Below are 24353 nucleotides of genomic sequence, written 5' to 3' on the forward strand. Positions count from 1 at the left end.
TATCCTAACAAATTTGTCAGTAGAATGTGGAGAAAAATGTGTTGTGGCTCTCAAAATAGCAAGACGCACGGATCAGTCAGTTCCGTGCGTGGGGCAAAGGCAGGCAGGATGGCCCGTTCTTTTTTATTGAATCGGAATATAAATGTCCATCTGCTTGCTCTTTGGTGAAGCACTGCGCTCATCATACAGTTCAATCTCCACCGCTCCGGCATGCTCATAGCCAGAGGTGGGGAACCAGTGCTTGAAGACATAATCCCAAGTTGTATGGATCGAGTGGGAGAATTCAGCCTCTGGCACAGCAGGTGTGGTGAAGACCGCATACTTGGCTTCCGGGAACGTGCGGTAAACCAAGCCTTCTGGCAGGCTTTCACCAGGGGAGAGTACTGCCTCGGCGCAGATCAGATAGCTGAATGTGCCTGCTTCTGGATCGAAGTCGGTACAGATGCCCAGCTCCTGCGCAGGATGGGTCTTGTTCGGGATGGTTTGACCAAGATCGTTTTGCAGGTAGTGCTGCCAAAAAGCTGGGATCTCGATGCGGTTTTTACCGTCTTCGGTGGTGGTGCGCAGTTCATAGCCGATGACGCTGAATGCAGGTTTGACGATGATGGTTGGTTCCACAGTGAATCCTCCTTTGACGGGGTGTAGGAGCAGATGTGCTTTTGGATACTTGATGGACGGCGCTGTCTGGCTCAGGCGGTATTGTCTTGGGGTGATGCCAAACATTTTTTTAAACGCCCGGTCAAATGCCTCATGGGACGAAAATCCATACGTCAGCGCAATCTCCATGATCTTCTGATCGCTCTCCACAAGCTCTTGCGCCGCCTGTGACAGCCGCCGCTTGCGGATGTAGTCCATCACGGTGTTGCCCCCTTGGTACCTATCGTATCAGGGTGTGGGAGGGAATTCTTGACTTTTTTTGCTGTGTTATCGGATCTTCCACAATCCCGTCCTCACATACACCGCAAACACCACCAGATTCCACACCACCGCACTGACAAAAATCGAACCCGTCCCCCACCACATCATCATATATCCCGCCGCATACATCACGACAGGCATCCCGACACGGTACAAGCACCCCGTAATCCCGCTGATTCGGCCCATCAGATGTGTTGGGGTCTGCTCGTGGCGGAACGTATAGCTCGACGTCACATAAAGCGAACTGGCAAACCCGATCACGAACAGAGACACAACCAGCACCACCAGATTGCTGGTCAGGCACAGTCCGAGATAGCCGAGAGCATGGATCGCCGCTGACAATCCGTAGACTTTTCCCAGACCCAGACGTACCCGCAGACGGTGCATCAGTATACTGCCGAGCAGCCCGCCGACACCTGATGCAGACAGCACCGCAGCTACCGTGGAAGCGGAGAGAGCCAGTTCATCTGTTGCGAAGAAAATCACGGCAGTTGTAACTACAGTGAAGGTACAGTTGAGAAAAACCGTGAAAAGGGAGAGCATCCATAAGTTCCGATTGGTACGAAATGCTGTCCAGCCTTCTGCGAGCTCGGTCCAGAAGCTGGCTTTTTCTTTTACCGTCTGAGGAGTAGGGTCAGCTGGGGATGCAGTGGGAGTCAGGAGCGCCGAGTCAGTCGAGCGGGCAGTTGCCGAATGTACAGGAGCAGTTGCCGCTACAGGCTCCGCCACCGTCAGCCGCGAAAGCAGCCCCATACAGATCAGATACAGCACCGCTGTCACCACAAACCCATCCGACAGATTCGCCAATAGCAGGATCGCCGCCGACAGCGCAGGCCCCATGATCCCGACGAACGTCTCCACAAAAGTAAATCTCGCATTGGCCGATGTCAGTTGATCGCTGGGCACCGTCAGCTTGGTCAGGCTCATCTGAGCGTTGAAAAACCCATAGTTAAATGTCATCAGCAGGAAACCCACGATATAATAGAACCAAAGCGTCTGAATGTTGGCACGGAACAGATAGACCAGAATGAACAGCAGGACGGCCTGTGCGCCGATCATCCAGAGTACCCAGCGTTTTTTGTTCACCCGATCGACCAGCACCCCGATGAACACGGCGAACAGCAGATTGGGCAAAAGCTCGGCCGTCCGCATGTTGGTCATCGACACCGAAGAATGGGTCATCTCATACATCATGAGCGGCAGGATGATTTCATAGATTTTATTGCCTATGGTCAGCAGCAGGGAGCTGATGAGCAAGACCATGAACGGGCGGCTTTTCCAGAGTGATGGGGAGAGCGGTGGATGTCCAGCGGGTGTTATGGATAGGTGCGATGCTTCTGTTGCTTGTGATATGGTTGGGTTTGATGCTTCTGCTGCTATTGCATGATGAGTCACGCGAGTCGCTGTGGTAGTGGTAGTAGTAGACATCGTTGTTTCCCCCTTGGTTTGTTTATGGGATGAATCGCAGCGCGAATTTCTGTTGAATGGTTAGCTTACTTGTTATTGTAGCGAGGGATCCGCAGGAGAAAAATTGCAGAGATCGCCAGCGTGATTTCCACTTTTTCTGATGGATGTGTATAACGAACCGATCATCTACCAAAACTTCGGGGTTGAATCACCCGTGTGACTTCCACCTTTTCCACTTTTCTATTCTTGTCTTACCTCTATCTCAACCCCATTTTTTCCGAAAAGGAGCGTATCCCCACTATGCGGCTGGCCATCGATTACCTCACTCTGCGCAAAGCGTTTGTAACCCAACAGGACGGACAGGCTTTTCTGGTCACCGTCGCCGAATTAGCTGACCTGTTGTTCTGCACGCCGCGCCATGTCAAAAACATCATCCAAAAGATGACCGAGCTTGGCTGGGTCGCATTCGTCTCAGGACGTGGGCGGGGTCATGCTTCACAGCTTACGTTTTGGGCAGATCAGGAGGAGCTTCTGCTGCAAGAGATGATCACTCTGGTTAAACAAGGCGAGATGGAAGAAGCGTACCAGCTGCTCAAGGATTACGGCGCAGGGACGGATGTTCAAGCCCGCTTCACGAGCTGGTTGTCCGCCTATTTCGGCTATGAAGTCACGGAGCAGACCGACCGCTATACCGAGAGTCTTCGTCTGCCTGTATACCGGCCGATCAATACGCTTGATCCCGCCGAGTGCTTTTACCAGTTGGATGCACATATGGCTGAACAGATCTATAACACCTTGGTCGAATACGATCCGGAGACGGGTGGGATAACTGGCGGTCTGGCGCATCATTGGAGCTGTGATCAGGACGCGACACGGTGGGTGTTTTACCTGCGAAAAGGGGTTCGGTTTCATCACGGGCGGGAGTGTACGGCAGAGGATGTATACTTTACGTTTCAACGGTTGATCCGGGAGTTTCCGCGTCAGCGCTGGCTGGTGCAGCAGATCGGGGAGGTACGAGTCTTGGCCCGGTATGCGGTCGAATTCACGCTGATTAGACCGAACCACCTGTTTGGGCAGTATCTTTCGTTTACTCCGACATCAATTGTACCGGCTGATGCGGCTCTGCCGACGGGGACGGGGCCTTTTCAAGTGGCTAAAAAAACACCCGGCATCTGCATCCTCGAAGCGTTCCCTGATTATTTTGCAGGCCGCGCACATATGGACGTCGTTGAGATCATCAATATTCCCGAGACCAAGCAGGATTTTGCGTTTGAATCCAATCTGTTCATGGTGCGTACCGGCGAAGGGGAGAAAGCCAACGGGGAAGCAGGCTGGCAGGAGGTGGAGGCGTTCGTTGCGGGCAGTACGATGCTTACCGTCAATCTGAAAAAGCAGGGGCCGCTGCAGGACCCGCTTTTCCGCAAGGCTCTGGTACATCTGATCAACCGCCAGCAGATGATCATGGACTTGGGCGAGCCGCGGTTTTTCCCGTCACAGGGGTTCGCTCTGAATTGGAAACCGAGCATGACAGACAAGGATTACCTCGCAGAGCAAGCTGTGCAATGGTTGAGGGAGTCTACATATGATGTCTCCGATGGACAACCACTCACGGTCTATACCTATGAACGTCACGCCCCGGACGCCTTTTGGCTGCAAAAGCATCTGGAGCCTCATGGGATCCGGCTGCAACCCGTTATCCTGACATGGAGTGAAATGACACAAGCAAAGCATCAGGACGCAGCAGACATGATCCTGTTCGAAGCGGTCATCAGCGAAGGGGTTGTCCAGTGGATCGAGCTGTTCCAATCCGGCTACAGCTTCATCCGACGTCATCTTAGCGACACCTATGCAGCAGAGGTGGATGATATGATCGACAAGATGCTCACAGAGCCGACACCAAACGGGCAAAAACGCCTGCGGGACACATTGGAGCAGAGCTTGCGGGAGGCTTATGCGATGATCTTTTTGACACATAAAAACATCGGTACGACCTTCCATCCGTCGCTTCGAGGGGTGAAAGTGAATCAAAAAGGCTGGATTGACTTCAAAGATGTCTGGATGGAAACCTTTCGATAAAAGACGAAATTTGGGGAAGATTTTTTATTGTAAACATAGGAATAATTATCCTATAATGATCACGGAGAAAACGTTTTCGGGACGATCTGTCATTACATAGAATATATGTATAGAAAAAAGGGAGGATTTTTACCATGAATATGAAAAATTTCCCGTTCCAAAAAGCTCTGCATAAAACCATGTCGATCGCACTGCTGGCTTCTCTCGCTGTACCTGGAGCAGCATCCGCCGCAGGAGTAGGAGAGCTGAGCCGCTCCACGACGGACAAGCTCGATCAAAAGCGCTACGTCGCCGCAGGAGACCGGGCATACGTGATCGGCTCTACAGCAGGTGGTTTTGAGCCGATGGGATGGCATATTCGTGGTGAAATGGGCGGGGTCTGGGCGCATCCAATCAAGCTGCTCGACGGTTACTGGTTCGGACTCAATGGCCAATGGCTGCCCGCCGCCACCCGCTATACGACGGACACAGGCTTTGTAAAAATGGAATACCCAGAAGTGAACGGTCTGAAGGTGACCAGAACTGAGTTTGCGCCGGAGGGCATGTCAGTGGTTTTGATCGGCTTGACATTGCAACCATCCAAAACGTTTTCGAAAACGAGTGTTAAGCTGACGATGGACGTCCGCAGTGAGCTGATGCCTGCTTATCCATGGGGCTGGAGCAAGCCTGAGAATGCCAAGCAGTTCAACGGCAAGGACGAAGCAGCGTATGACGCGAAGAGTGGCGTGCTTACTTTTAAGGAGACGGGCAAGGACTGGTATGCCAAAGTCGGGGCCAAGCAGCTTCCGGCAGAAGGCAAGACTGGGGAGGATTTCTGGGGTCCAGTAACTGAGAAAGAGGGCTATCTGGAGTATGGCAATGGTACAGGTGGTCGTCTCGACTGGAATGTGACATTTACAGATCAGCAGGCAAAAACCATCTGGTTCGCTGTAGCAGGCTCCAATCTATCCGAGACTGATGCATCCAAAACGTTACAGGAAGCACTCAAGCACCCACAAAAGCTATTGCAGGACAAAATCAAAAACCGCAAAGCCCTGCTCGGCAAGAGCGTTGTCAATCTGCCTGACCAGCTGCTTGAAGATGCTTTCAACTGGGGCAAGCTGAACATGGCTGACCTGCGGCGCACGGTCGAAAACGCTCAGATCCGTGATACCAGGGAGGGTACAGCCTATCCAGAGGTGATCGCGACCGTACCGAAGCTAACCGGGATCGGGGCAGGTTTCCCTGATTATCCGTGGTATTTCGGCACAGACGGAGCTTACACGGCTTATCCGCTGGTGGTCTCCGGCCAGTTTGACACCGCTATGGAGCATCTGCGTACCATTCGGGATGTCTCCAAGATCGTCAATGGTGACACAGGCAAGGTGATTCACGAATTGATGACAGACGGCTCTGTCTACTACGGCACCAATCAATCCAAAGGCAACACCAACGAAACCGCCCAATTTGCCACAGCGGTTGACCTGATCTGGAAATGGACGGGGGATAATGCGTTCCGCGATGAGATGTACGATTTCGTCAAGGCAGGCATGCGCTATGTCATGTCCCAGCTGGATCAGGACAAGGACGGCTGGCCGGAGGGGCTTGGCATGGTGGAACGCGACGGGATGGGCATGGAGAAGCTGGACGTAACCGTCTACACCATGCAGGCGATGCAGGCACTTGAGCGCATGGCAGAGGGCAAAGGCGATCTGCCGACCGCAGCTTGGGCCAAGGAGACAGCACAAACAATGAAGAACCGTTTTGAACTGGCATGGTGGATGGAAGGGCAATCCGTCTACGCAGATTCCCTATGCAACGATGGCGATCAAGTCTCTGCTGATCGTACTCAACGCGAAGGCTTGACCAATGTCTGCACACAGCCGGATCAACAGCTCCAACAGCGCCACTGGATTACCGCCACCCCGATGGAGACGGGTCTGGCATCTGCCGAGCATGCCCATGCCGCACTGGATCAGCTGGAGTCCGAGACCTTCACCGGACCAACTGGCCTCTACCACACCGGGATGAGCGGCGGGCCACAGGGCAAGGGAGAGCTGAAGGTATGGAGCCTGCCGAACTCCGTCATGGCCGCAGGGGAAGCCAACTATGGCCGCTTGGGTGAGAATCAGGCGCTGAAGTACATGAAGACTATCGCATCCGAGATCGATGTGGAGATGCCGGGAGCACTGACCGAAATCCTCCCAAGCCCTGAGTACGACCCATTCGTCGACTTCCGCGACCGCGCGATGTTCATGCAGGCATGGTCCTCCTACGGTGTCCAATGGCCGGTGATCCATAACATGCTCGGGATCGTACCGGATGCACCAGCCAAGCAAATCACCGTGATTCCACACGTACCAGCTTCGTGGCCTGACCTCTCTGTAGATCAGCTGCAAGTGGGCACAAGCCTGATTCGCGCAGCAGCCAGCCACGAGGGCGATACCTATACTACCGAAGTAGCTCTACCGTCTGATTGGAAGCTAACCATCGGCCATATTTTACCGCATAACGCCAAGGTCGCTTCTGTCACGCTCAACGGCAAAGCAATCCCGAACTACCAAGTGACCGATACAGCCAAAGGCAGAGAGGTGCACCTCCCTGTACAAAACACCAAATCGGCCACACTGGTGGTCACCACAGCCGCGAACTGACGGTGTTCCAGACAGCAAGTATGCTAGAATGGAAGTAATCACATTTGACAGAGAAACCATACAAAAGGAGCTATTCATATGATAAAAACATGGTGGAAAGAAAGCGTTGTCTATCAGATTTATCCACGCAGCTTCATGGACAGTAACGGAGACGGTGTAGGCGATCTGCGCGGCATTACATCCCGTCTGGACTATCTGAAAAACTTAGGGATAGATGTCATCTGGCTCTCACCCGTCTACAAATCCCCCAATGATGATAATGGCTATGACGTCAGCGACTACCAGGATATCATGGACGAGTTCGGCACCATGCAGGACTGGGAAGAGCTGATCACCGAGATACATAATCGAGGCATGAAGCTGATCATGGACCTCGTCGTCAACCACAGCTCCGACGAGCACGTATGGTTCCAAGAATCCCGCAAGTCCAAAGACAATCCATACCGCGATTACTACATCTGGCGAGAGGGCCAAGACGGTCACGAACCGAACAACTGGGTCTCCTGCTTCAGCGGCTCCGCCTGGCAATACGATGAACAGACCGGAGAATACTACCTCCACCTGTTTTCCAAGAAACAACCAGACCTCAACTGGGAGAACCCAAAGGTACGCCAAGAGGTCTACGACATGATGAAATGGTGGCTGGACAAAGGCATCGACGGGTTCCGTATGGACGTGATCAACTTCATCTCCAAAGTAGAAGGGCTGCCGGACGCGCCCAATCACGGAGACTCCCGCTACGCTTGGGGCGGCGAATTTTTCATGAATGGTCCGCGCATCCACGAATTCTTGCAGGAGATGAACCGCGAAGTCCTCTCCAAGTACGAATGCATGACTGTCGGCGAGATGCCGGGTGTCACTCCGGATGAAGCTGTCCTCTATACCGCAGATGACCGCCACGAAGTGAACATGGTCTTCCAATTCGAGCACATGGATTTGGATTCTGGCCCCGGTGGCAAATGGGATCTCAAACCATGGACGCTCCACGGTCTCAAAGACACGATGAGCAAATGGCAGCGCGAGCTCAACGGCAGAGGATGGAACAGCCTGTACCTCAACAACCACGACCAGCCGCGCCTCGTCTCCCGCTTCGGTGATGACCAGCGCTACCGTCTGGAAAGCGCGAAAATGCTCGCCACCTTCCTTCATATGATGCAGGGTACGCCATACGTCTACCAAGGCGAAGAGATCGGTATGACCAATGTACGCTTCGAGACCATCGAGGAGTATCAAGATATCGAGACACTTAATATGTACAGAGAAAAAAGAGCCGAGGGCGTGCCACACGAGCAGCTGATGAAATCCATCTATGTCAAAGGCCGTGACAATGCCCGCACCCCAGTCCAATGGGATGATTCCGCCAATGCCGGATTTACCACAGGTACGCCATGGCTGAAGGTGAACCCGAACTACACGGAGATCAACGCCAAGCAAGCAATCAACGATCCGAACTCTGTCTACAACTACTACAGACAGCTGATCCAGCTCCGTAAGCAGCATGAAGTGATCGTGTACGGCGATTATGAGTTGATTTTGCCAGATCATGAGCAGATTTATGCGTATACCCGGACGCTTGGGAATGAGAAGCTACTGGTCATCTGCAACTTCTTTGGCGGTGAGCCTGTGTTTACACTGCCGGAGGAGATCGCTTTCGGTGAGAAGGAGTTGTTGATCAGCAACTACGAGGTGGATGGTGCAGGGGAGATTGGTGAAATTGAACTGCGTCCGTATGAGACACGGGTGTATAAATTGAAGTAGGGATGTTTTAGAGGGGATCGAATCCAAATATGTTCGTAAACGTGGCACAGCGGAAAGGAAGATTGTCGCCATGAAAAGTAATCCAACTGATCATTTGCATAAAGCAATGCGTTCGGCTAAGGCTTCGCATGAAGTTGAAGGGTTTACGTTTACCCAGCAGGAGGATGACTTGGTTTTAGCCAGTCTGCAGGGGAAGCTTGCGCGAGCAGATTTCTTACGCTTGGCAAAGGAAATGGCAGGACAAATACTTTGATGCAAGCCATTGAAGATCGTTAATACAACCGAGCGGACGATTAACCCGCTCGGTTGTTTCTTTTTCCACGCGACTCCTTACGTCTGACTCAAACCCAAAGCCACATATGCATTCTGCACATTTTGTTGCATCTGTTCCTTGATATCAAACGCCTTATACCAGCCTTGTCCGATCATGTGGTTGGTCAGCGCGGTGTGGAAGGCGATCTGTTGCTCCAGATGTTGGTGCAGGACTTCGCGGATTTCCGGACTGGCTGCTTCGCTGATAGCAATCGCGTAGCTCTTGATACCCGTTTTAGAGGCGATCAGCATATCGGCGGCAATCACTTGATCGGTCATCGCCTGCATGCCTGTCAGGTTCTCTACAATTGCGTTCATCGTCAAATCCCTCCCTTATATTCGTGCGGTGATGATGCCTTGCAGGTCACGGATTTGCTGCTGAGTGGTTTGTACGTCTTGTTGCATCAGACCTTTGAGGACGGGGTCTGTGGTGAAAGCTTGCATGGTGGTTGATTTGGTCAGGCAGACGTTTTTGAACTGGAGCAGTTCGTTGACTTCGAGCAGTTCATGAGCAGCATAGTGTTTGGTCACGATCTAGGCACCTCCTAAAGTGCAAAGTGGAATCTGTTACGATGTAAGCCGATGGGGGAGCGCTCCCGTTAGGACTGGACACCGCCTGTGTTTCTGTTGTTTCCGTCTTCGCGTTCCAGATAGCCGTGGAAAAAGAACTCCACCACACCCAGTAAAGCGACGATGATCAACAGCTCGCCCATGCTAAGCGACCAGTCGGCAAAGGCTGCAACCGCCCACAGGTAAGCGAAGGCCAAGACAGCATCGGCGAGAGTAGCGATGGTGTTGTTGGTGACACGCAGGATGAGCTGGTCACATAGCAGCCAAGCGATCGCGGAGAGCACGACAGCTGTAACCAGACTGCCGAGCAGTGTAGCTTCGGTGAACCACATCAGCAAAGGAACGACAACGATACCATTCAGCAAGACTTTTCGCCAAAACTTGCCCATTGGATATTCATCTCCTTTATTCGTTCGTGGTATAGGAATTACAATCCTTAATGTGTGTAAAAATAGGTGGGGGGTTGTGTTCCAATTGGTGGCGGGAGGATTTAACACATGAAAAAGACTGTCCAGGGAGAAGGCCCAGACAGCCAGGGTAAAATCATTTCATACGAGACCAGACTACGACAGGAATAAGCAACAGGGACAGAATAGCTCCAGTAAGTGATAATGCTGCATAACTATAATGAGCGACGACCATTCCTGATAACGCACCACCAGAGGCCCCCGATAATGCTAACAAGACATCAACCGAGCCTTGTGTTTTTGCACGATTAGACGGATGTGTTGCATCTACAATCAGGGCTGTCCCGCTGATTAAGCCAAAGTTCCAGCCAAGACCAAGCAGTACAAGCGCGCAGATCAGCAGTGTCATGGAATCTCCCGGCGCAAAAGCCGCCAGCATACCAGACGCCAGAAGCGTAGTGCCAGAAGCAACAGCCATAGCAGTACGGCCGACTTTATCGACCAGAAAACCTGTAAAAAGCGAAGGAAAGTACATCGCACCGATATGAAACCCGATAACCATCCCCACTTCTCCTAGACCATGTCCGTGGTGTCCCATGTGGATCGGTGTCATTGTCATAATGGATGCCATGACAAATTGAGTCAAAACCATAACGGTAGCGCCGATGACAACTCCTCTTTTGTTTATGGCAGAGCCTTCAGAATTTTCCTGAGCAGTTCCGTCTTTCTCTCGGGTAGTCGCAATGGCGGTAGACACAACCAAAGGATCAGGGCGAAGGAAAACGAAGAGTACCAACCCGGCAAGGATAAAAGCAGACGCCGCTAAGATAAAGGGACCAGCCAATGTTGGAACACCAATCGAATCCGCAAAGTCCCCCATCACTCCGACCAGATTAGGACCTGCAACCGCACCAAAGGTAGTGGAAAACATAGCCATGCTCACAGCAGTAGCCCGCTGTTTGGGTGTAGCCAGATCAGTACCCGCATATCGTGCCTGTAGATTAGAGGCGGTTCCCGCTCCATAAATAAGCAGGGAAGCAAATAATAGCACGATGCTGTTGAGTAAGGCGGCGATGATCACACCGATCGCCCCCAGTCCACCAGTAAGAAAACCTGCGACAAGTCCTGTTCTGCGGCTAAAACGCTGTGAAAGCCGGCCTACAGCCAGTGTGGCCCCGGCAGACCCCAGTGTGAATAACGCAGTGGGAATCCCTGCTACACTTTCTGTCCCCAGCATATCTTGTACGAGAAGTCCGCCTACGGTTGTACCCGCTGCAAGTCCTGCTCCTCCAAAGATTTGGGAAAGGATCACGATTCGTAATGTTTTTCGATAGAGCTGTTGTTGTTTTTCGGGTGATTCGATATACTCTTGCAACCAGACAGGCTGCTGTACTGACCTGCTTGGTGCTTCTCTTCCCATTTTCATTACCTGCACGTCCTCACGAAATCATTTTTAGATACCAGTCCATAATTAAGAAGAAGCTTATGATTATTACCAAAATAATCATAAGCTTCTTGTATTTTACTACAAATCGCATGGGAATGAAATTTTTTTAATCACATTATCAATGGAGCATATTCTTCAAGAAGAGGACGAGACCATGTTAAAAGGTGTACGATTCGCCGTCATCCGGCACTAACACATTAGAAGAGATTCCTTTTTCTTGGGCAAAGCTTCGTAACTCTTCTCGGGATAATGTCCAGTGATTGACAGCCTCCATATGGCTGGAAATAATTTTGGCGTGAGGGGCAGCCTTGTACACTTCATAGATGTCATCTTTGCCCATTACGAGAGACCCGCCACGTAGGAATTGATTATCTCCACCATTGACCACAATGATTTCAGGTGTGTGTGTATCAATCACTTCTTGGATCGCTTCATACCATACTGTATCTCCGGCTACGTATAATGTTTTTTCAGTTGAGTGTTTGAAGACAACGCCAGAGACTTTACCAATCAGTGGTAACTTCAATATTTCTCCTCGTCCGTGCTCGCCTTTTGTTTTGATTAATTGGATATCCTCAAACACGGTATCTTCCTGCAAAACTTCGACGTTTTGAAAACCAGCGTTTTGAACTTCTTTCGCATCTTCTTCATTTTGTACAAACATTTTGATATCTTTTGGCAATACCTCTTTGGCTGCATCATCAAAGTGGTCCTGATGCAGGTGGGTGACAATGACGGCATCCACATCAATCAGTTTGTCAATCGAGATTGGTAGGTCAACCAACGGATTATTTTGATCTTGTCTTACTGAATTAGGGAAAGGTGGGTAGGTACCCTTGTCTGCTAAGAATGGGTCAATTAAAAATGTTTTGCCTGCATATTCAACTACCAGAGTAGCATTTCGAATTTGTGTAATGTTCATAAGGATAACTCCTTTCGATTGAGTTACGTTTAGTTTATCCGATGAGCAACTTTCGTTTACATAGATAAATTCAAGTCATTCTGTCTTTTGACTTGAATTTTGAAAGAAGTATGTAATAATCTGTGTAAATGTAGAAATTCCCTTGAAAAGGATTTGATTTCATGTTGGATCAGACAGACAAGCGAATAATCGAGGAGTTATCGAAAAACAGTCGGATCACGATGAAGGAATTAGGCGAGAAGGTTCATCTGACTGGACAAGCAGCCGCATCCAGGGTGGCTAAATTGGAAGATAACGGAGTGATTGAGGGTTATACCATTAACGTGAATCAAGTGAAAATAGGGCGTCCGATCCATGCGATGATTACGATCTATACAAACAATCCTTATCATCAGCCTTATCTTTCCTTTATCAAATCACAAGAGGAATACGTCATCCATAACTATAAAATTAGTGGAGATGGTTGTTACCTGATTGAATGCAGGTTTCCTTCTAATGAAGTATTAGATCAATTTCTAATAGACTTAAACAAGCATGCGAATTATAAATTAATGATTGTAATTAATAAATAGAGAAAGCCCGCTGGAGTGGTCCAGTCGGGCTTTTTTCGTCTGGTGATGCTGAAATAGCGGTCGGTACTCACGGTTTATTTGAGGTCGTTGTACAGCTTCGTCAACAGGGTGCGGTTGCGGTCACCGGAGACTTCCCAGAACATCGCACCGGCGAGACCTTTGGATTTGAGGAAGCTGGTTTTGTAGCCGAAGGACTCGACGTCATCGTAGGAGATGAAGGTCTTGTTGGTTGGATTGTAGAGGAAAGGTACCTTAGCGGTGTTGTTCCAGTAGCGGGTGTAGCCGTTTTTGTTGATGTAGTTGGCTTCGAGGTCATAGAAGTCGAAGGAGCCGTCTTCCCATGTGCCCGGTTTGGCTACCCCTGTGCAGGATTGGTATTGACCGTTGCCTGTGGTGTTGCAACCGGTCCAGCCGCGACCATAGAATGGCATACCCATGACGAGCTTGCTGGCTGGTACACCTGCATTGAGGTGGCCTTGCACGCCTGCCTGTACGTTGAAGGTGGAAGCGTTGGTGCTTGGGTCGGCCGGGTCAAAATAGAGCGGGGAATTGTGGCCGCTGATGGTATCCCAGCCGCCGTGGAAGTCGTAGGTCATGATGTTGATCCAGTCCACGTAGTCTTTGACTTTGCCAAGCTCGGTGTTGGCTACATAGTTGGCGCTGGCACCGGATGCGATGGTGAGCAGATATTTTTTGCCGTCGGTGGCACTTGCTGCATCAAGCTTGGTGCGGATTTTGGCGAGGAGCAGGGTGAAGTTCTGTTTGTCTTCAGGTCGTCCGTTTTGCAGACCGCCGCCTACTGGATACTCCCAGTCGAGGTCGACACCGTCGAAGCCCCATGTGCGGACGAAGTTGACGGCACTGTTGGCGAATTTTTCACGGGAGGCATCGGTCAGAGCCGCATCGGAGAAGCCTGCGGACCAGGTCCAGCCGCCGACGGAGATCAGGGTTTTGATGTGTGGGTATTGTTGTTTGAGCTTGGTGAGCTGGTTGAAGTTGCCGCGTTTGCAGCCAGTGTCCCAGCAGTCGCCGGGGAAGGCTTTGTCGGTGTCGGCATAGGTGTCACCTACGACGATTTCACCGTTTGCGATGTTAGCGAAGGCGTAGTTGATGTGAGTCAGCTTGGAAGCGTCGATGTCAACGATATTGTAGTTGCGGCCATACGTAGCCCATGCCGGGTAGTAGCCGACGATTTTGTAGCCGGAGGTTGGTGGATTGGTAGGAGGTGGAGTGGTGGTCCCTGTAGAAGTGGTAACGCTTACAGTGTTGCTCGCGGCAGAGATATTGCCCGCTGCGTCTTTTGCCTTGACGGAGAAGCTGTAAGCGGTGTTGGCGGTAAGTCCTGATACGGTGGCAGTCGTGCTGGAGGTCGTGGTGGCGAGGGTGGTGCCACGGTATACATCGTAGCCGGTTACCCCTGTATTATCGGTGGAAGCCGTCCATGATAAGGAGACGGTTGAGCTGGTGACACCGGTGCTTTTCAGGTTGGTCGGAGCAGTAGGGGCTTGGGTGTCGGTTGGTGGTGGGGTGGTGCCGCCGCCGCTGGAGTCAGGGGTCCAGAGGGCAGGTACGTTAGGCGGTTCCCAGCCGACGAGGGAGGTGTGGGCTTGCAGACAACGGTAGGTCACACTGTTGTAGGATACATAATCATTGACCTTGTAAGCAGTGTTAGGAGCCCAGGCCGTCGCTGCGAAGGCGGCGACAGGAATCAGGGAAGCGATCAGCAACATGACAAGAAATGCGATAAAGCCTTTTTGTTGCAAGGTTCTCATCAGGCAATCTTCCTTTCTTCTTATCAATTTGGATGATCAAAATAGGAAAACGATAATGACGTTTTTTGCTCACCTCCCCAACAGGCAGGAATGAAAAACTTCTGCTGTCACTTTTGACAAAATATTCTCACAGATGATTATGTTTTTGAAGGTATAATAATCTCTGCTAGAGGGGGATAAATTTACAAAAGAGGATATTATCCCTTGATTACGGATTTTTCGACTTACTCATTCTCTCTGTTCGATCCTATAATTTGGATATCAGAACCAAACACACATGTACTTATAGGGGGTTTTATCATGGGTCCACTCAAAAACATAGCATTGTCAGCCGCGCTTCTCTCACTCGCGGTCTTATCCGGCTGTGGCTCTGCCGCAACGACCACCGAGAACAGCACAACGGACGGGGCCAAGGAAGTCACACTCTCCCTGCGCCACACGCAGATTAAAGAAACCACCAAAACCCGCCTCAAAATCTTAGAAGATGTCGTGAAACAGACGGAAACCAATAACCCCGGCCTCAAAATCGAGCTGGAAGGCGTAGATGAGAACGTCAACCGCAACCAAAAGCTCAAAGCCGAGATGGCAGCAGGCAATCCACCGGAGATCTTCGAAATGTTCGGCGGCTCTGACACACAGCTCTATGTAAAGGCAGGACGCTTGCTCGATTTGACCGAATTTTTGGAGACTTCTGGTCTGAAGGATCAATTCGTCAATCTCGAAGAGTTCACCGTAGACGGCAAAATCTATGGTCTTCCATTCGGCGGCTATGCTGAAGGGGTCTTCTATAACAAAAAGCTGTTCCAGGAGCTTGGCATCGAGGTTCCCAAGACATGGGATGAGTTCGTGCAAGCCGCAGAAAAGCTAAAGGCAGCAGGCAAGGTACCGCTCGCACTGGCAGCCAAAGACGCATGGGTGAACGGCATGCTGTTCAACTCGATCTGGGAGCGCCATGTCGGCATCAATGGCATCGAAGGTCTTGTAAACGGTTCCACCAAATGGACCGATCCCAACATGGTCAAGGCGTTCGAGGATTACGCGGTGCTGGTCAACAACGGCTACTTCACCAATGGCGCACTGGGTCTGCCGTACTCCGAGCAAGGCGCACAGTTCTTAAAAGGAGACACCGGCATGGTCTTCACCGGAAGCTGGGATGCCAACCGTTTCACCACAGATGAAGCAGGCGCACTCAAGGGCAACATCGGCTTCTTCCGCTTCCCGTCCATCGCTGGCGGCGCAGGTGACCAGACCTCGATCAATGCGGGCTACTCCAACGGCTTCGGCTTCTCCAACAATGTCTCTCCTGAGCAAAAAGAAAAAATCTATGCCTTCATCAAGGAATTCTACAGCGAAGAGGTACAAAAGCGCACCCTGCTTGAAGACAAGGTGCTCCCGTCCATGAAGCTCTCTGACCTCTCCGGCGTCGACCCGCTGATTGCGGAAGTCATCCAGACGATCAATGGCTCGACAAGCGCCTATAAAGCCTTTGACGCCATCGTGCAGCCGTCTGTCAACACGGCATTGGGCAACTCCCTGCAAGAGCTGATCGGCAAAGTGAAGACCCCGCAGGACGTAGCGGAAAAGATGCAAAAAGAGCAAGAGAAAGCCAATAAGAGCAACAAGTAAGCGGGTGCGGGAGGGGCTAAATCCTTCCGGCGTCAAGTAACTTGAACACGTATCAATTCAGCTGAACAAAGTCTGAGAACAACCGACAGGAGCCTGATCATGAGGGCTCCTGTTCGCTAACATGGGGGTGTGTTATGAACCGAGTCATGGCCCGGCCAGTTTTATACATTCTGTTCTTGTTACCAGCACTTTCCTTATATATCATTTTTATGGGGATACCGATTGTGGAGTCGTTCTATTACGCGTTCTTCCAATGGGACGGCGTGACGGAATCCACGTTTGTGGGGCTGGATAACTTCAAAGAGCTGTTTGCTGATGAAGTCTTCTATAAGTCATTTGCCAACAATCTGTATTTTATCGCGTTCAGTACATTGATTACCTTGCCTTTTGTGATTGTCATCTCTCTTCTGTTAAGCAAGATTAAGAAAATGATGGACTTTTACCGGACCGGGGTGTTTCTGCCGACGATTCTCTCGACAGCGGTGGTAGGGGTGATCTGGCTGTTCATCTACCATCCTGAGGTGGGGCTGCTCAACAATCTGTTCCGCTCGGTTGGACTGGATGCTTTTGCCCAGAACTGGCTGTCTGATCCGAAATGGGCGATGCTTGGTGTGCTCGTCGCCAACGCCTGGCAGTGGAACGGCTTCTACATCGTGCTGATCCTCACCGCAATCCTCAATGTGCCGAAGGAAATCAATGAATCAGCAGAGATCGACGGGGCCAATGGCTGGCAAAAGCTATGGTATATCACGCTGCCGCTGATCCGACCGATTCTCGTGGTGGTCATGCTTCTCTCAGTGGCAGGCTCGATGAAGGCGCTTGATATCGTCATCGTCATGACCAACGGCAATCCGTTCCAGACCACGGAAGTGATGGCGACCTACATGTTTACCAAGGCGTTTCGTGAATACCAGTATGGGTATGGCAGTGCAGTGGCGGTCGTCATCTTCCTCATCACGTTGATTTTTACGTGGATCATTCAGCTGCTGGCGAAGAAGGGGGAAGATTATGAATACTAATCCGGTCGTGAATCAAAAGCAGAAATCGGAGACAGGGGCTTTTCCCTTGACCAACCCCATCGCATGGCTCACGAGAAAAAATGCCCTGCCGCATCTCGCTCTGATCGCCTATCTGCTGGTGACACTGTATCCGTTGGTGTGGCTTGCGATCTCTTCGTTTAAGACGCAGCGGGAGATCACGGTCGATCCGTGGGGACTGCCGTCTGCCCTGCATTGGGAGAACTACGCGGAGGCGTGGAAGGCGGCGAAGGTGAGCACCTACTTTTTCAACAGCTTCTATATTAGTGTGCTGACTTGTCTGGTAATTCTGGCGGTCGGGTCGCTCGCGGCCTTTGCGATCTCGCGGATGAGATTTCCGCGTGCGAGTACGGCGGTGTATCAGCTTTTTTTGCTCGGGCTGGTCGTGCCCGGGGGCGTGCTGTTGATCCCGCTCTATCGTCTGATTCAGCAGATGCATCTGATCGACAACCACTTGTCGCTGATTTTGATCAATGCGACCTTTGCCTTGCCGGTGACGATCTTTATTCTGGTGGCATTCATGAAAAGCATTCCGCGTGAGCTGGAGGAAGCGGCGATCATCGACGGGCTTGGGGCAGCTGGGCTGTTTTTTAAGATCATCCTGCCTGTCACGATGCCAGCCTTGGTCACCGTGTTCATCCTCAACTTCATCAATACGTGGAATGAGTTCATCATGGCGATGCTGATGCTGTCCAAAGAATCGCTGCGGACGTTGCCAGTGGGGATGTCGGTGTTCAAGGATGCGTTTCAGACCAACTATTCGTTGCTTGCGGCAGCGATCATGTTTAGTGTGGTTCCGGTGACGATTGTCTATTTCTTCTTGCAACGGAAGATTATCGAGGGCGTGACAGCAGGCAGTGTGAAAGGATAGGTACCTTTTGACCAATATCAGACACCGTTTACTGATAGGCTTTCTGCTATTTATTATCCTCCCGCTGGCTTTGCTTGGGACGGCGACATTCATGATCTCGCAGCAGCTTTTGGAGAAGCGCTACGGGGAGTATACCGAGATGACGCTCAAGGCGATCAGCCGCAATATCTACTATGTGATTACCGAGATCAATAATATCTCGGATGCGGGGATTACCAATCCTGCGATCCAGAAGCGTCTTTCGGGCAAAGGCGTAAGCGGTCAAAGCCCCAATGAGCTGCTGGAGAAAAACAGCGCGGAGATTGAGCTGGGGCGGATTTTTTTCAACCACGAAGCGATTAAATATGTAGCATTGTATAAAAATGACGGGACGGTCTACAAGACATTCCGCAATGAGAATGACCATATCTCGTATGAGCAATTGACCGAGAATCCGATCATGGACGAGGTGACCCAGAAAAACGGGCTGCCTGTCTGGGTCGGTCCGAGTGAGAATCCGGACTTGGCGACCAATCAGACCTTGTTCAAGCAGATCCGGATTGTGAAGGATACGACCTCGTATGACAATGTCGGGTATCTATTGATGCAGATCGACCTGTCGGAGCTGGATCGGATTTTTCGAGTGTTTCATACCGCGCAGGAGCCGGGCAGCCGCTACATGCTGATCAATAAAAAAGGAGAGGTGCTCTACGATACCAAGAAGCAGTGGGAGGGGCTGAATCTGCACCGATTGTCCACTGATCCGGTGCAACTCAACCGTTCGTATCAAAGCTTCAAGGCCCATGTCGACGGACAGGAGAGCCTTTTATCCATCTATCCGTTGGCAAGCAATGACTGGCATCTCGTCTCTGTCGCATCGTGGGAAGAGATCTCGTATGACGACACGCTCGTCGCCAAATGGGTCGGGACGATTACCTTGTTATGCATGATGGCGGCACTCTTTTTTATCCTGTTCTTCGTTGGCCGGATCGCCACCTCGATGATCGGGATCGTCAATCTGATGAAGCGTGTGGAGCAGGGGGATTTCTCTGTGCGGGCCAAGGTGACGGGCAAGGATGAGACGACCCGTCTGGCGTCAGGCTTCAACAGTCTGGTGACGACGATCACGCATCTCTTAGAGGAGGTCAGGCTGGAGCAGGAGCGCAAAAAGCAGGCAGAGCTGGCCCTCTTGCAGGCGCAGATCAACCCGCATTTTCTCTTCAACACCTTGGAGTCGATCAATGTCCTGGCGATCCAGAACGAAGGGAAAAAAGTGAGCCAGATGATCTACCGGCTGGGCAACATCTTGCGGATCAGCATCAGTGGTGAGGATCATATCTCGATTCGCCGTGAGATTGAGCATCTGAAGAGTTATCTGGAGATTCAGCTGTTCCGGTTCGAGGATATGTTCGAGTACAGCATTGAGATACCGTCTGAGCTGTTGGATGATTCAATCGTCAAGCTGACGTTGCAGCCGCTGGTGGAGAACGCGATCCAGCATGGCTTTGAGGGGCTGGAGCGCAGGGGCTTCATCTCGATTACAGCGAGGGTGGCGGGAGAATCGATTGAATTTTTCATCACGGATAATGGAAGGGGAATCACGGACGATGTGCTGGCTTCGCTGGCCTATGAAAGCATGAAGCCGGTCGGCGTATCCGGACAGCCCGTGTTCAAACGAGAGAGAAGAGGTCTGGGTCTGCAAAATGTAGCCGAGCGTACCCGTATCCAGTACGGCAAGGCATACGGCCTCTATATCTGCAGCCAGGCAGGAGAAGGAACCACGATCAAATGTACCATCCCCCGATACAGAAGGTGAGGTCAGTATGGATATCAAAGCGATGATCGTCGATGATGAGGTTCATATTCTGAAGAATTTGAGCATGGTGATTCCATGGGCTGAGCTGGGGATTGAGATTGTGGCATTAGCCAAAAACGGGGTGGAGGCACTTGAGCAGGCAGAGGTGCACCAGCCTGATCTGATCCTCTCTGATATCCGCATGCCGATGCTCGATGGGATCGGTTTGCTGCAACAACTGCGGGAGCAGAACCACCAGTGTGAGGTCATCCTGCTAACAGGCTTTACCGATTTTGAGTACACCCGCTCGGCGATCCGTTATGGTGTGAAGGATTATATCGTCAAGCCGATCAATTATCAAGAGCTGCATGAGGTGATCGAGCGGATTGCCGGACAGATCCGCTCCCGCAAGCAAGAGCATGTCTCTGAGATGCGGAAGTGGCGGGAGATGAACGAGATGGCCTATCAGAAGCTGTTGTTCGACGCCTTGATGGGCTTGTCCAATCCTGAGAGCCGTTATCTGTTCGATGAAAAAGGGATGGCGATCGAGCAGCTGCGCTTCATCCTCTTTGTAGTCGATGTGGATGAGTATGCCCAGCAGGCCAGGCATTGGGATGAGCGGGAGCGGAAGGTATGGAATTTTGCCATTCACAATGTGTTGTTGGATCTGATCGAGGAGCGGGAGATCGAGGCGACCCTTTTGCAGATGCGTGAGGGGGAGTGGTGCATCCTCGTCGAGCAGCGGGAAGACAGGGGGCTGAGGCAATCAGACGGGATGATCGCGTGGGCCGAGGACATCAGCTATATCGTGGAGCATACGCTCGGCTTTGCTGTTAGCATCGGGGTGCATGAGCAGGCGGTTGGAATCAGCGAACTGCCCCCTGTCTATCAGCAGGCAAAAAAGACCGTCCACCTGCATCTGATGAGCAAGGGCAGCAAAGTGAATGTGACCGCACCGAAGCGGACGGGAGCATCGGGCGAGACTGATAAGTCCGATCACACCGATGACACCAATCCGTTCGGTGAAACAACAGAAACTAGTGAGACGGAAGCCAGCTGGTGGCCCGTGCTAGAGGAGTTCGTCTCCCGGCTCAAGCGCAACGATGTGAGTAATATGCAACAATCGCTGCATGATCTGCAAGTCTACCTCCAGTCCATCTCCCACCTCTCGCTCGTGCGTGCTGAACGGATTCTGCAATACTTCGTCCTCCATCTGGTGCGGGAGATGCGCGACATGAAGATTCTCTCTGCCGAACAGGAGGAACGAGTATGGAGCAAGCTGGAGCACAGTCGCGGGCTGAAGGATCTGCTCCTGTTAATCCAATACCTGATGGAGAGCAGCATCGAGGAGAGCGTCAAGAAAAAGACCAGTGAAGTGCTGATGATCGCAGCCAAAGAATACATCCAGCGCAATTTGGGACGTGACTTGGGCATAGATGAAGTGGCTGGTTTCTTAGAGATCAGTTCGAGTTATTTCAGCCTGATTTTTAAACAGCATGTGGGCGAGACCTTCGTCGAGTATGTGACACGGGAGAGGATGGAGCGGGCTCTGTCGCTGCTCGTGATGAGCAACAAGAGCATCACCGAGATCAGCAGAGAAGTAGGATACCGGGAGCGTCGGTATTTTACCAAGGTGTTTCAGAAGTGTGTCGGCATGACCCCGTCGGAATACCGGGAAAAAGCGATAGCGAATGCCAAGTGATGCCAATCGAGTGAGAGGGGATGCGTGAGGATGAAACCAATACCAGAGATGAGCCTGCGCGAAAAGATCGGGCAGATGGTGATGGTCGGGTTTCACGGGACAGAGCCGTCACCGGAGATTGTGGGGTTGTTGGAAACCTATCATCTGGGTGGAATCTTGTACTTCAGCCGGAATGTCGGCACACCGAAGCAGGTGTATGAGCTGTCCAGTGCTCTGCATGCCAAAGCAGCAGAAGGGACGGATATCCCTCTATGGATCGCGATTGATCAGGAGGGAGGCATGGTCGCACGGATCTGGGAAGGCATCACCTTGACACCTGGCAACATGGCGGTCGGAGCGACACGTCAGGCCACCTACGCCTATGAACTGGCGCGTCTCTGCGGACAGGAACTGCTAGCTCTTGGGATCAATATGAATCTCGCACCGTGTCTGGATATCAACAACAATCCGCTCAATCCGGTGATTGGTGTCCGCTCGTATGGTGAGACCGCAGAGCTGGTGGGCGAGATGGGGGCCGCTGCCGTTCGGGGCTATCAGGAGGCTGGTGTGAGCGCCACGGTCAAGCATTTTCCCGGTCACGGTGATTCGTCACAGGATTCACACAAAGCGCTGCCAAGCCTGCCACATAGCTTGAAACGCTTGAGAGAGCTGGAATTGGTGCCTTTTAAACAATCGTTTAAAGAGGGGGCAGATGCGGTCATGACGGCCCATATCGTCCTGCCAGAGGTAGACCCTGCCGAAGTGCCTGCGACGATCTCCAAGCGCATCATCACGGAGCTGCTTCGCGGTGAGCTGGGATACGAAGGTGTAGTGATGACGGATTGTCTGGAGATGGATGCCATCGCCAAGTTCTATGGTGTGGAAAAAGCAGCGGTGCAGGCGGTCGAAGCGGGAGCAGATATCATCCTCGTCAGCCATACCTACAAGCGGCAGGTAGGGGCGTTGGAAGCGCTGATCGATGCGGTCGAGTCGGGGCGTGTATCAGAGGAGCGGATCGATGAGTCGGTAGAGCGGATTCTGGCGTTAAAGCAGAAACGGCTGTCAGGTGCGGGGGCACAGGCCCATGCCCATGCAGAAAAAGCATACACACATCCGCTCATTCCATCCAGCTGGGAGGAGGCCAAAACCCGTATCAACACCAGCGAAGGCCAGAACCTCGTCCAGTCCGTCTACGAACAAAGCATCACCTTGGTCAAGGACGAATCCAACCAGCTCCCGATCAATCCCCGTGAGCCTGTCTACGTCCTCTGGCCGACCGTGGCCACCGCAACCGAGGTAGACGAGATCTATGAGCAGCAGGGCACACTCGGAGCATATCTTCAGACGTCCGGCGTCACCGTGGTGGAGCGTCTGATCAGCACAGAGCTGACCTTGGAGCAGATCGATGCTATCACCGCCGAAAGCAGGAACTTCCGCCAAATCGTCGCGCTGACCTACAACACCGCCCTTTACCAAAGTCAGGCCGATCTGATCAACAGGCTCAACCAGCGCCAAGACGCACGACTGATCGTGGTTGCGGTACGCAATCCGTTTGATCTGATGGATTATCCGGAAGTGTCGACCTTCCTCGCTAGCTATGAGAACCGGCCGCTGGCGATGAAAGCAATGGCAGATGTGCTAGTAGGCAAAATGCCAGCAAGGGGACGGCTGCCTGTGACACTGTTGGAGACATATCCGCTGGGACACAGACTCGGTAACTGACGACACCACCATACAGATAGGAAAGAGGGAGAGAAGCATGAGAGTTATTGTCGTGGAAGATTACGCAGCGCTGAGCCAAAAAGCAGCGTCACTCACCGCAGACCAGATCAGGCAAAACCCGCGCATCGTCTTAGGCCTCGCTACCGGAAGCACTCCACTCGGTCTGTATCAGGAATGGGTGGAGATGTATAAGCAGGGCACGCTTGATTTTTCCCGTGTCCGCACGTTCAATCTGGATGAATATGTCGGGCTGGCTCCTGAGCATGAACAGAGCTACCACACCTACATGCAGCAGAATCTGTTCTCACAGGTAAATCTCAGACCGGAACATACCCATATCCCCAGCGCCTATCAAGCTGATCTGACACAGGTCTGTAAGGAGTATGACGAGCGGATCGAAGCGGCGGGGGGCATCGACATCCAAATCCTCGGTATCGGAGCCAACGGGCATATCGGCTTTAACGAACCGGGCACAGACCCTGGCATCGGCACTCATATCGTGCAGCTGGCCGAGACGACGATCCAGGCCAATTCCCGTTTTTTCGCGCGTCTGGAGGAAGTGCCTGGGCAGGCCGTGACGATGGGAATCCGGACGATCATGAAAAACAGCCGCCAGATCCTCCTGCTCGCCTATGGCGAAGAAAAAGCGGAAGCGGTACGGCGCATGATCCACGGGGATATCAGTGCCAATCTGCCTGCCTCCTATCTGCAGCTGCACCCCTCTGTGACCGTGATCGTGGAGAAAAAAGCAGCACACCTGCTCGACGAGATCGCGTGCGGTACAGCCGATGCACTCACAGGTAGGTAACAGAAGGGTGGATGACCTCCACCCTTCATCTATGACGCAA

Annotated in this window: 20 protein-coding genes; 12 read left to right on the plus strand and 8 right to left on the minus strand. The window is 52.0% G+C overall.

Annotation, left to right across the window (positions count from 1 at the left end; translation table 11 throughout):
* Window positions 1–123: 123 nt before the first annotated feature.
* Both FGI41_RS13665 and FGI41_RS13670 read right to left on the minus strand, forming a co-directional pair.
* The gene (locus FGI41_RS13665) at window positions 124–855 is read right to left on the minus strand and encodes an AraC family transcriptional regulator (RefSeq protein ID WP_255298470.1); all 732 of its coding nucleotides are present in this window, start codon (window positions 853–855) and stop codon (window positions 124–126) included.
* 69 nt (window positions 856–924) lie between these two features.
* A complete protein-coding gene (locus FGI41_RS13670) occupies window positions 925–2346 on the minus strand; it encodes an MFS transporter (protein WP_139490836.1) in 1422 nt (473 codons plus the stop codon).
* Between the two features lie 279 nt (window positions 2347–2625).
* Here FGI41_RS13670 and FGI41_RS13675 point away from each other — a divergent pair, with 279 nt between their 5' ends.
* From FGI41_RS13675 to FGI41_RS13690, 4 genes are all read left to right on the plus strand, one after another.
* Window positions 2626–4401, plus strand: coding sequence for an ABC transporter substrate-binding protein (locus FGI41_RS13675; protein WP_139490838.1), 1776 nt, complete (start codon window positions 2626–2628; stop codon window positions 4399–4401).
* Between the two features lie 134 nt (window positions 4402–4535).
* Complete coding sequence (locus FGI41_RS13680; protein ID WP_139490840.1) at window positions 4536–7034, plus strand: glucosidase family protein; 2499 nt, start codon at window positions 4536–4538, stop codon at window positions 7032–7034.
* 78 nt (window positions 7035–7112) lie between these two features.
* Window positions 7113–8792, plus strand: a complete 1680-nt coding sequence (locus FGI41_RS13685; RefSeq protein ID WP_139490842.1) for a glycoside hydrolase family 13 protein — start codon at window positions 7113–7115, stop codon at window positions 8790–8792.
* 70 nt (window positions 8793–8862) lie between these two features.
* Entirely contained in the window at window positions 8863–9045 is a 183-nt protein-coding gene (locus FGI41_RS13690) for a hypothetical protein (RefSeq protein ID WP_139490844.1), read from the plus strand.
* Window positions 9046–9122: 77 nt separating this feature from the next.
* On the opposite strand, the gene FGI41_RS13695 is transcribed toward FGI41_RS13690, so the two are convergent.
* From FGI41_RS13695 to FGI41_RS13715, 5 genes are all read right to left on the minus strand, one after another.
* Window positions 9123–9422, minus strand: a complete 300-nt coding sequence (locus FGI41_RS13695) for a spore coat protein (protein WP_139490846.1) — start codon at window positions 9420–9422, stop codon at window positions 9123–9125.
* Between the two features lie 15 nt (window positions 9423–9437).
* The gene (locus tag FGI41_RS13700) at window positions 9438–9635 is read right to left on the minus strand and encodes a hypothetical protein (RefSeq protein ID WP_139490848.1); all 198 of its coding nucleotides are present in this window, start codon (window positions 9633–9635) and stop codon (window positions 9438–9440) included.
* 68 nt (window positions 9636–9703) lie between these two features.
* Window positions 9704–10063 carry a DUF2512 family protein gene (locus FGI41_RS13705; protein ID WP_139490850.1) on the minus strand — a complete coding sequence of 120 codons (360 nt, stop codon included), beginning with the start codon at window positions 10061–10063 and terminating at the stop codon, window positions 9704–9706.
* A gap of 154 nt (window positions 10064–10217) precedes the next feature.
* Complete coding sequence (locus tag FGI41_RS13710) at window positions 10218–11507, minus strand: MFS transporter (RefSeq protein ID WP_139490852.1); 1290 nt, start codon at window positions 11505–11507, stop codon at window positions 10218–10220.
* Between the two features lie 178 nt (window positions 11508–11685).
* Window positions 11686–12450 carry an MBL fold metallo-hydrolase gene (locus FGI41_RS13715; RefSeq protein WP_139490853.1) on the minus strand — a complete coding sequence of 255 codons (765 nt, stop codon included), beginning with the start codon at window positions 12448–12450 and terminating at the stop codon, window positions 11686–11688.
* 161 nt (window positions 12451–12611) lie between these two features.
* On the opposite strand from FGI41_RS13715, the gene FGI41_RS13720 reads away from it, so the two are divergent.
* Window positions 12612–13022 (plus strand): Lrp/AsnC family transcriptional regulator, encoded by a 411-nt coding sequence (locus FGI41_RS13720; protein ID WP_139490855.1) that lies wholly within the window; start codon window positions 12612–12614, stop codon window positions 13020–13022.
* 74 nt (window positions 13023–13096) lie between these two features.
* On the opposite strand, the gene FGI41_RS13725 is transcribed toward FGI41_RS13720, so the two are convergent.
* Window positions 13097–14794, minus strand: coding sequence for a glycosyl hydrolase family 18 protein (locus FGI41_RS13725; RefSeq protein WP_255298456.1), 1698 nt, complete (start codon window positions 14792–14794; stop codon window positions 13097–13099).
* Between the two features lie 300 nt (window positions 14795–15094).
* Between FGI41_RS13725 and FGI41_RS13730 the strand changes: the two genes are divergently transcribed.
* From FGI41_RS13730 to nagB, 7 genes are all read left to right on the plus strand, one after another.
* Window positions 15095–16420: an extracellular solute-binding protein gene (locus FGI41_RS13730; RefSeq protein ID WP_139490857.1), complete on the plus strand. Its 1326-nt coding sequence runs from the start codon at window positions 15095–15097 to the stop codon at window positions 16418–16420.
* A 134-nt stretch (window positions 16421–16554) separates the two neighbouring features.
* Window positions 16555–17439, plus strand: a complete 885-nt coding sequence (locus tag FGI41_RS13735) for a carbohydrate ABC transporter permease (RefSeq protein ID WP_139490860.1) — start codon at window positions 16555–16557, stop codon at window positions 17437–17439.
* Window positions 17429–18328, plus strand: coding sequence for a carbohydrate ABC transporter permease (locus FGI41_RS13740; RefSeq protein ID WP_139490863.1), 900 nt, complete (start codon window positions 17429–17431; stop codon window positions 18326–18328). The genes FGI41_RS13735 and FGI41_RS13740 overlap by 11 nt, the downstream gene beginning before the upstream one ends.
* 7 nt (window positions 18329–18335) lie before the next feature.
* On the plus strand, window positions 18336–20123 hold the full coding sequence (locus FGI41_RS13745) for a cache domain-containing sensor histidine kinase (protein ID WP_139490865.1): 1788 nt from the start codon (window positions 18336–18338) through the stop codon (window positions 20121–20123).
* 7 nt (window positions 20124–20130) lie between these two features.
* Window positions 20131–21804 carry a response regulator gene (locus FGI41_RS13750; RefSeq protein ID WP_139490867.1) on the plus strand — a complete coding sequence of 558 codons (1674 nt, stop codon included), beginning with the start codon at window positions 20131–20133 and terminating at the stop codon, window positions 21802–21804.
* A gap of 30 nt (window positions 21805–21834) precedes the next feature.
* Window positions 21835–23505 carry a beta-N-acetylhexosaminidase gene (gene nagZ / locus FGI41_RS13755; protein WP_139490869.1) on the plus strand — a complete coding sequence of 557 codons (1671 nt, stop codon included), beginning with the start codon at window positions 21835–21837 and terminating at the stop codon, window positions 23503–23505.
* Between the two features lie 37 nt (window positions 23506–23542).
* Complete coding sequence (gene nagB / locus FGI41_RS13760) at window positions 23543–24313, plus strand: glucosamine-6-phosphate deaminase (protein WP_139490870.1); 771 nt, start codon at window positions 23543–23545, stop codon at window positions 24311–24313.
* Window positions 24314–24353 lie beyond the last annotated feature (40 nt).

This window comes from Brevibacillus dissolubilis (genome assembly GCF_006170445.1).
In the GTDB taxonomy this organism is placed as follows: domain Bacteria; phylum Bacillota; class Bacilli; order Brevibacillales; family Brevibacillaceae; genus Brevibacillus_B; species Brevibacillus_B dissolubilis.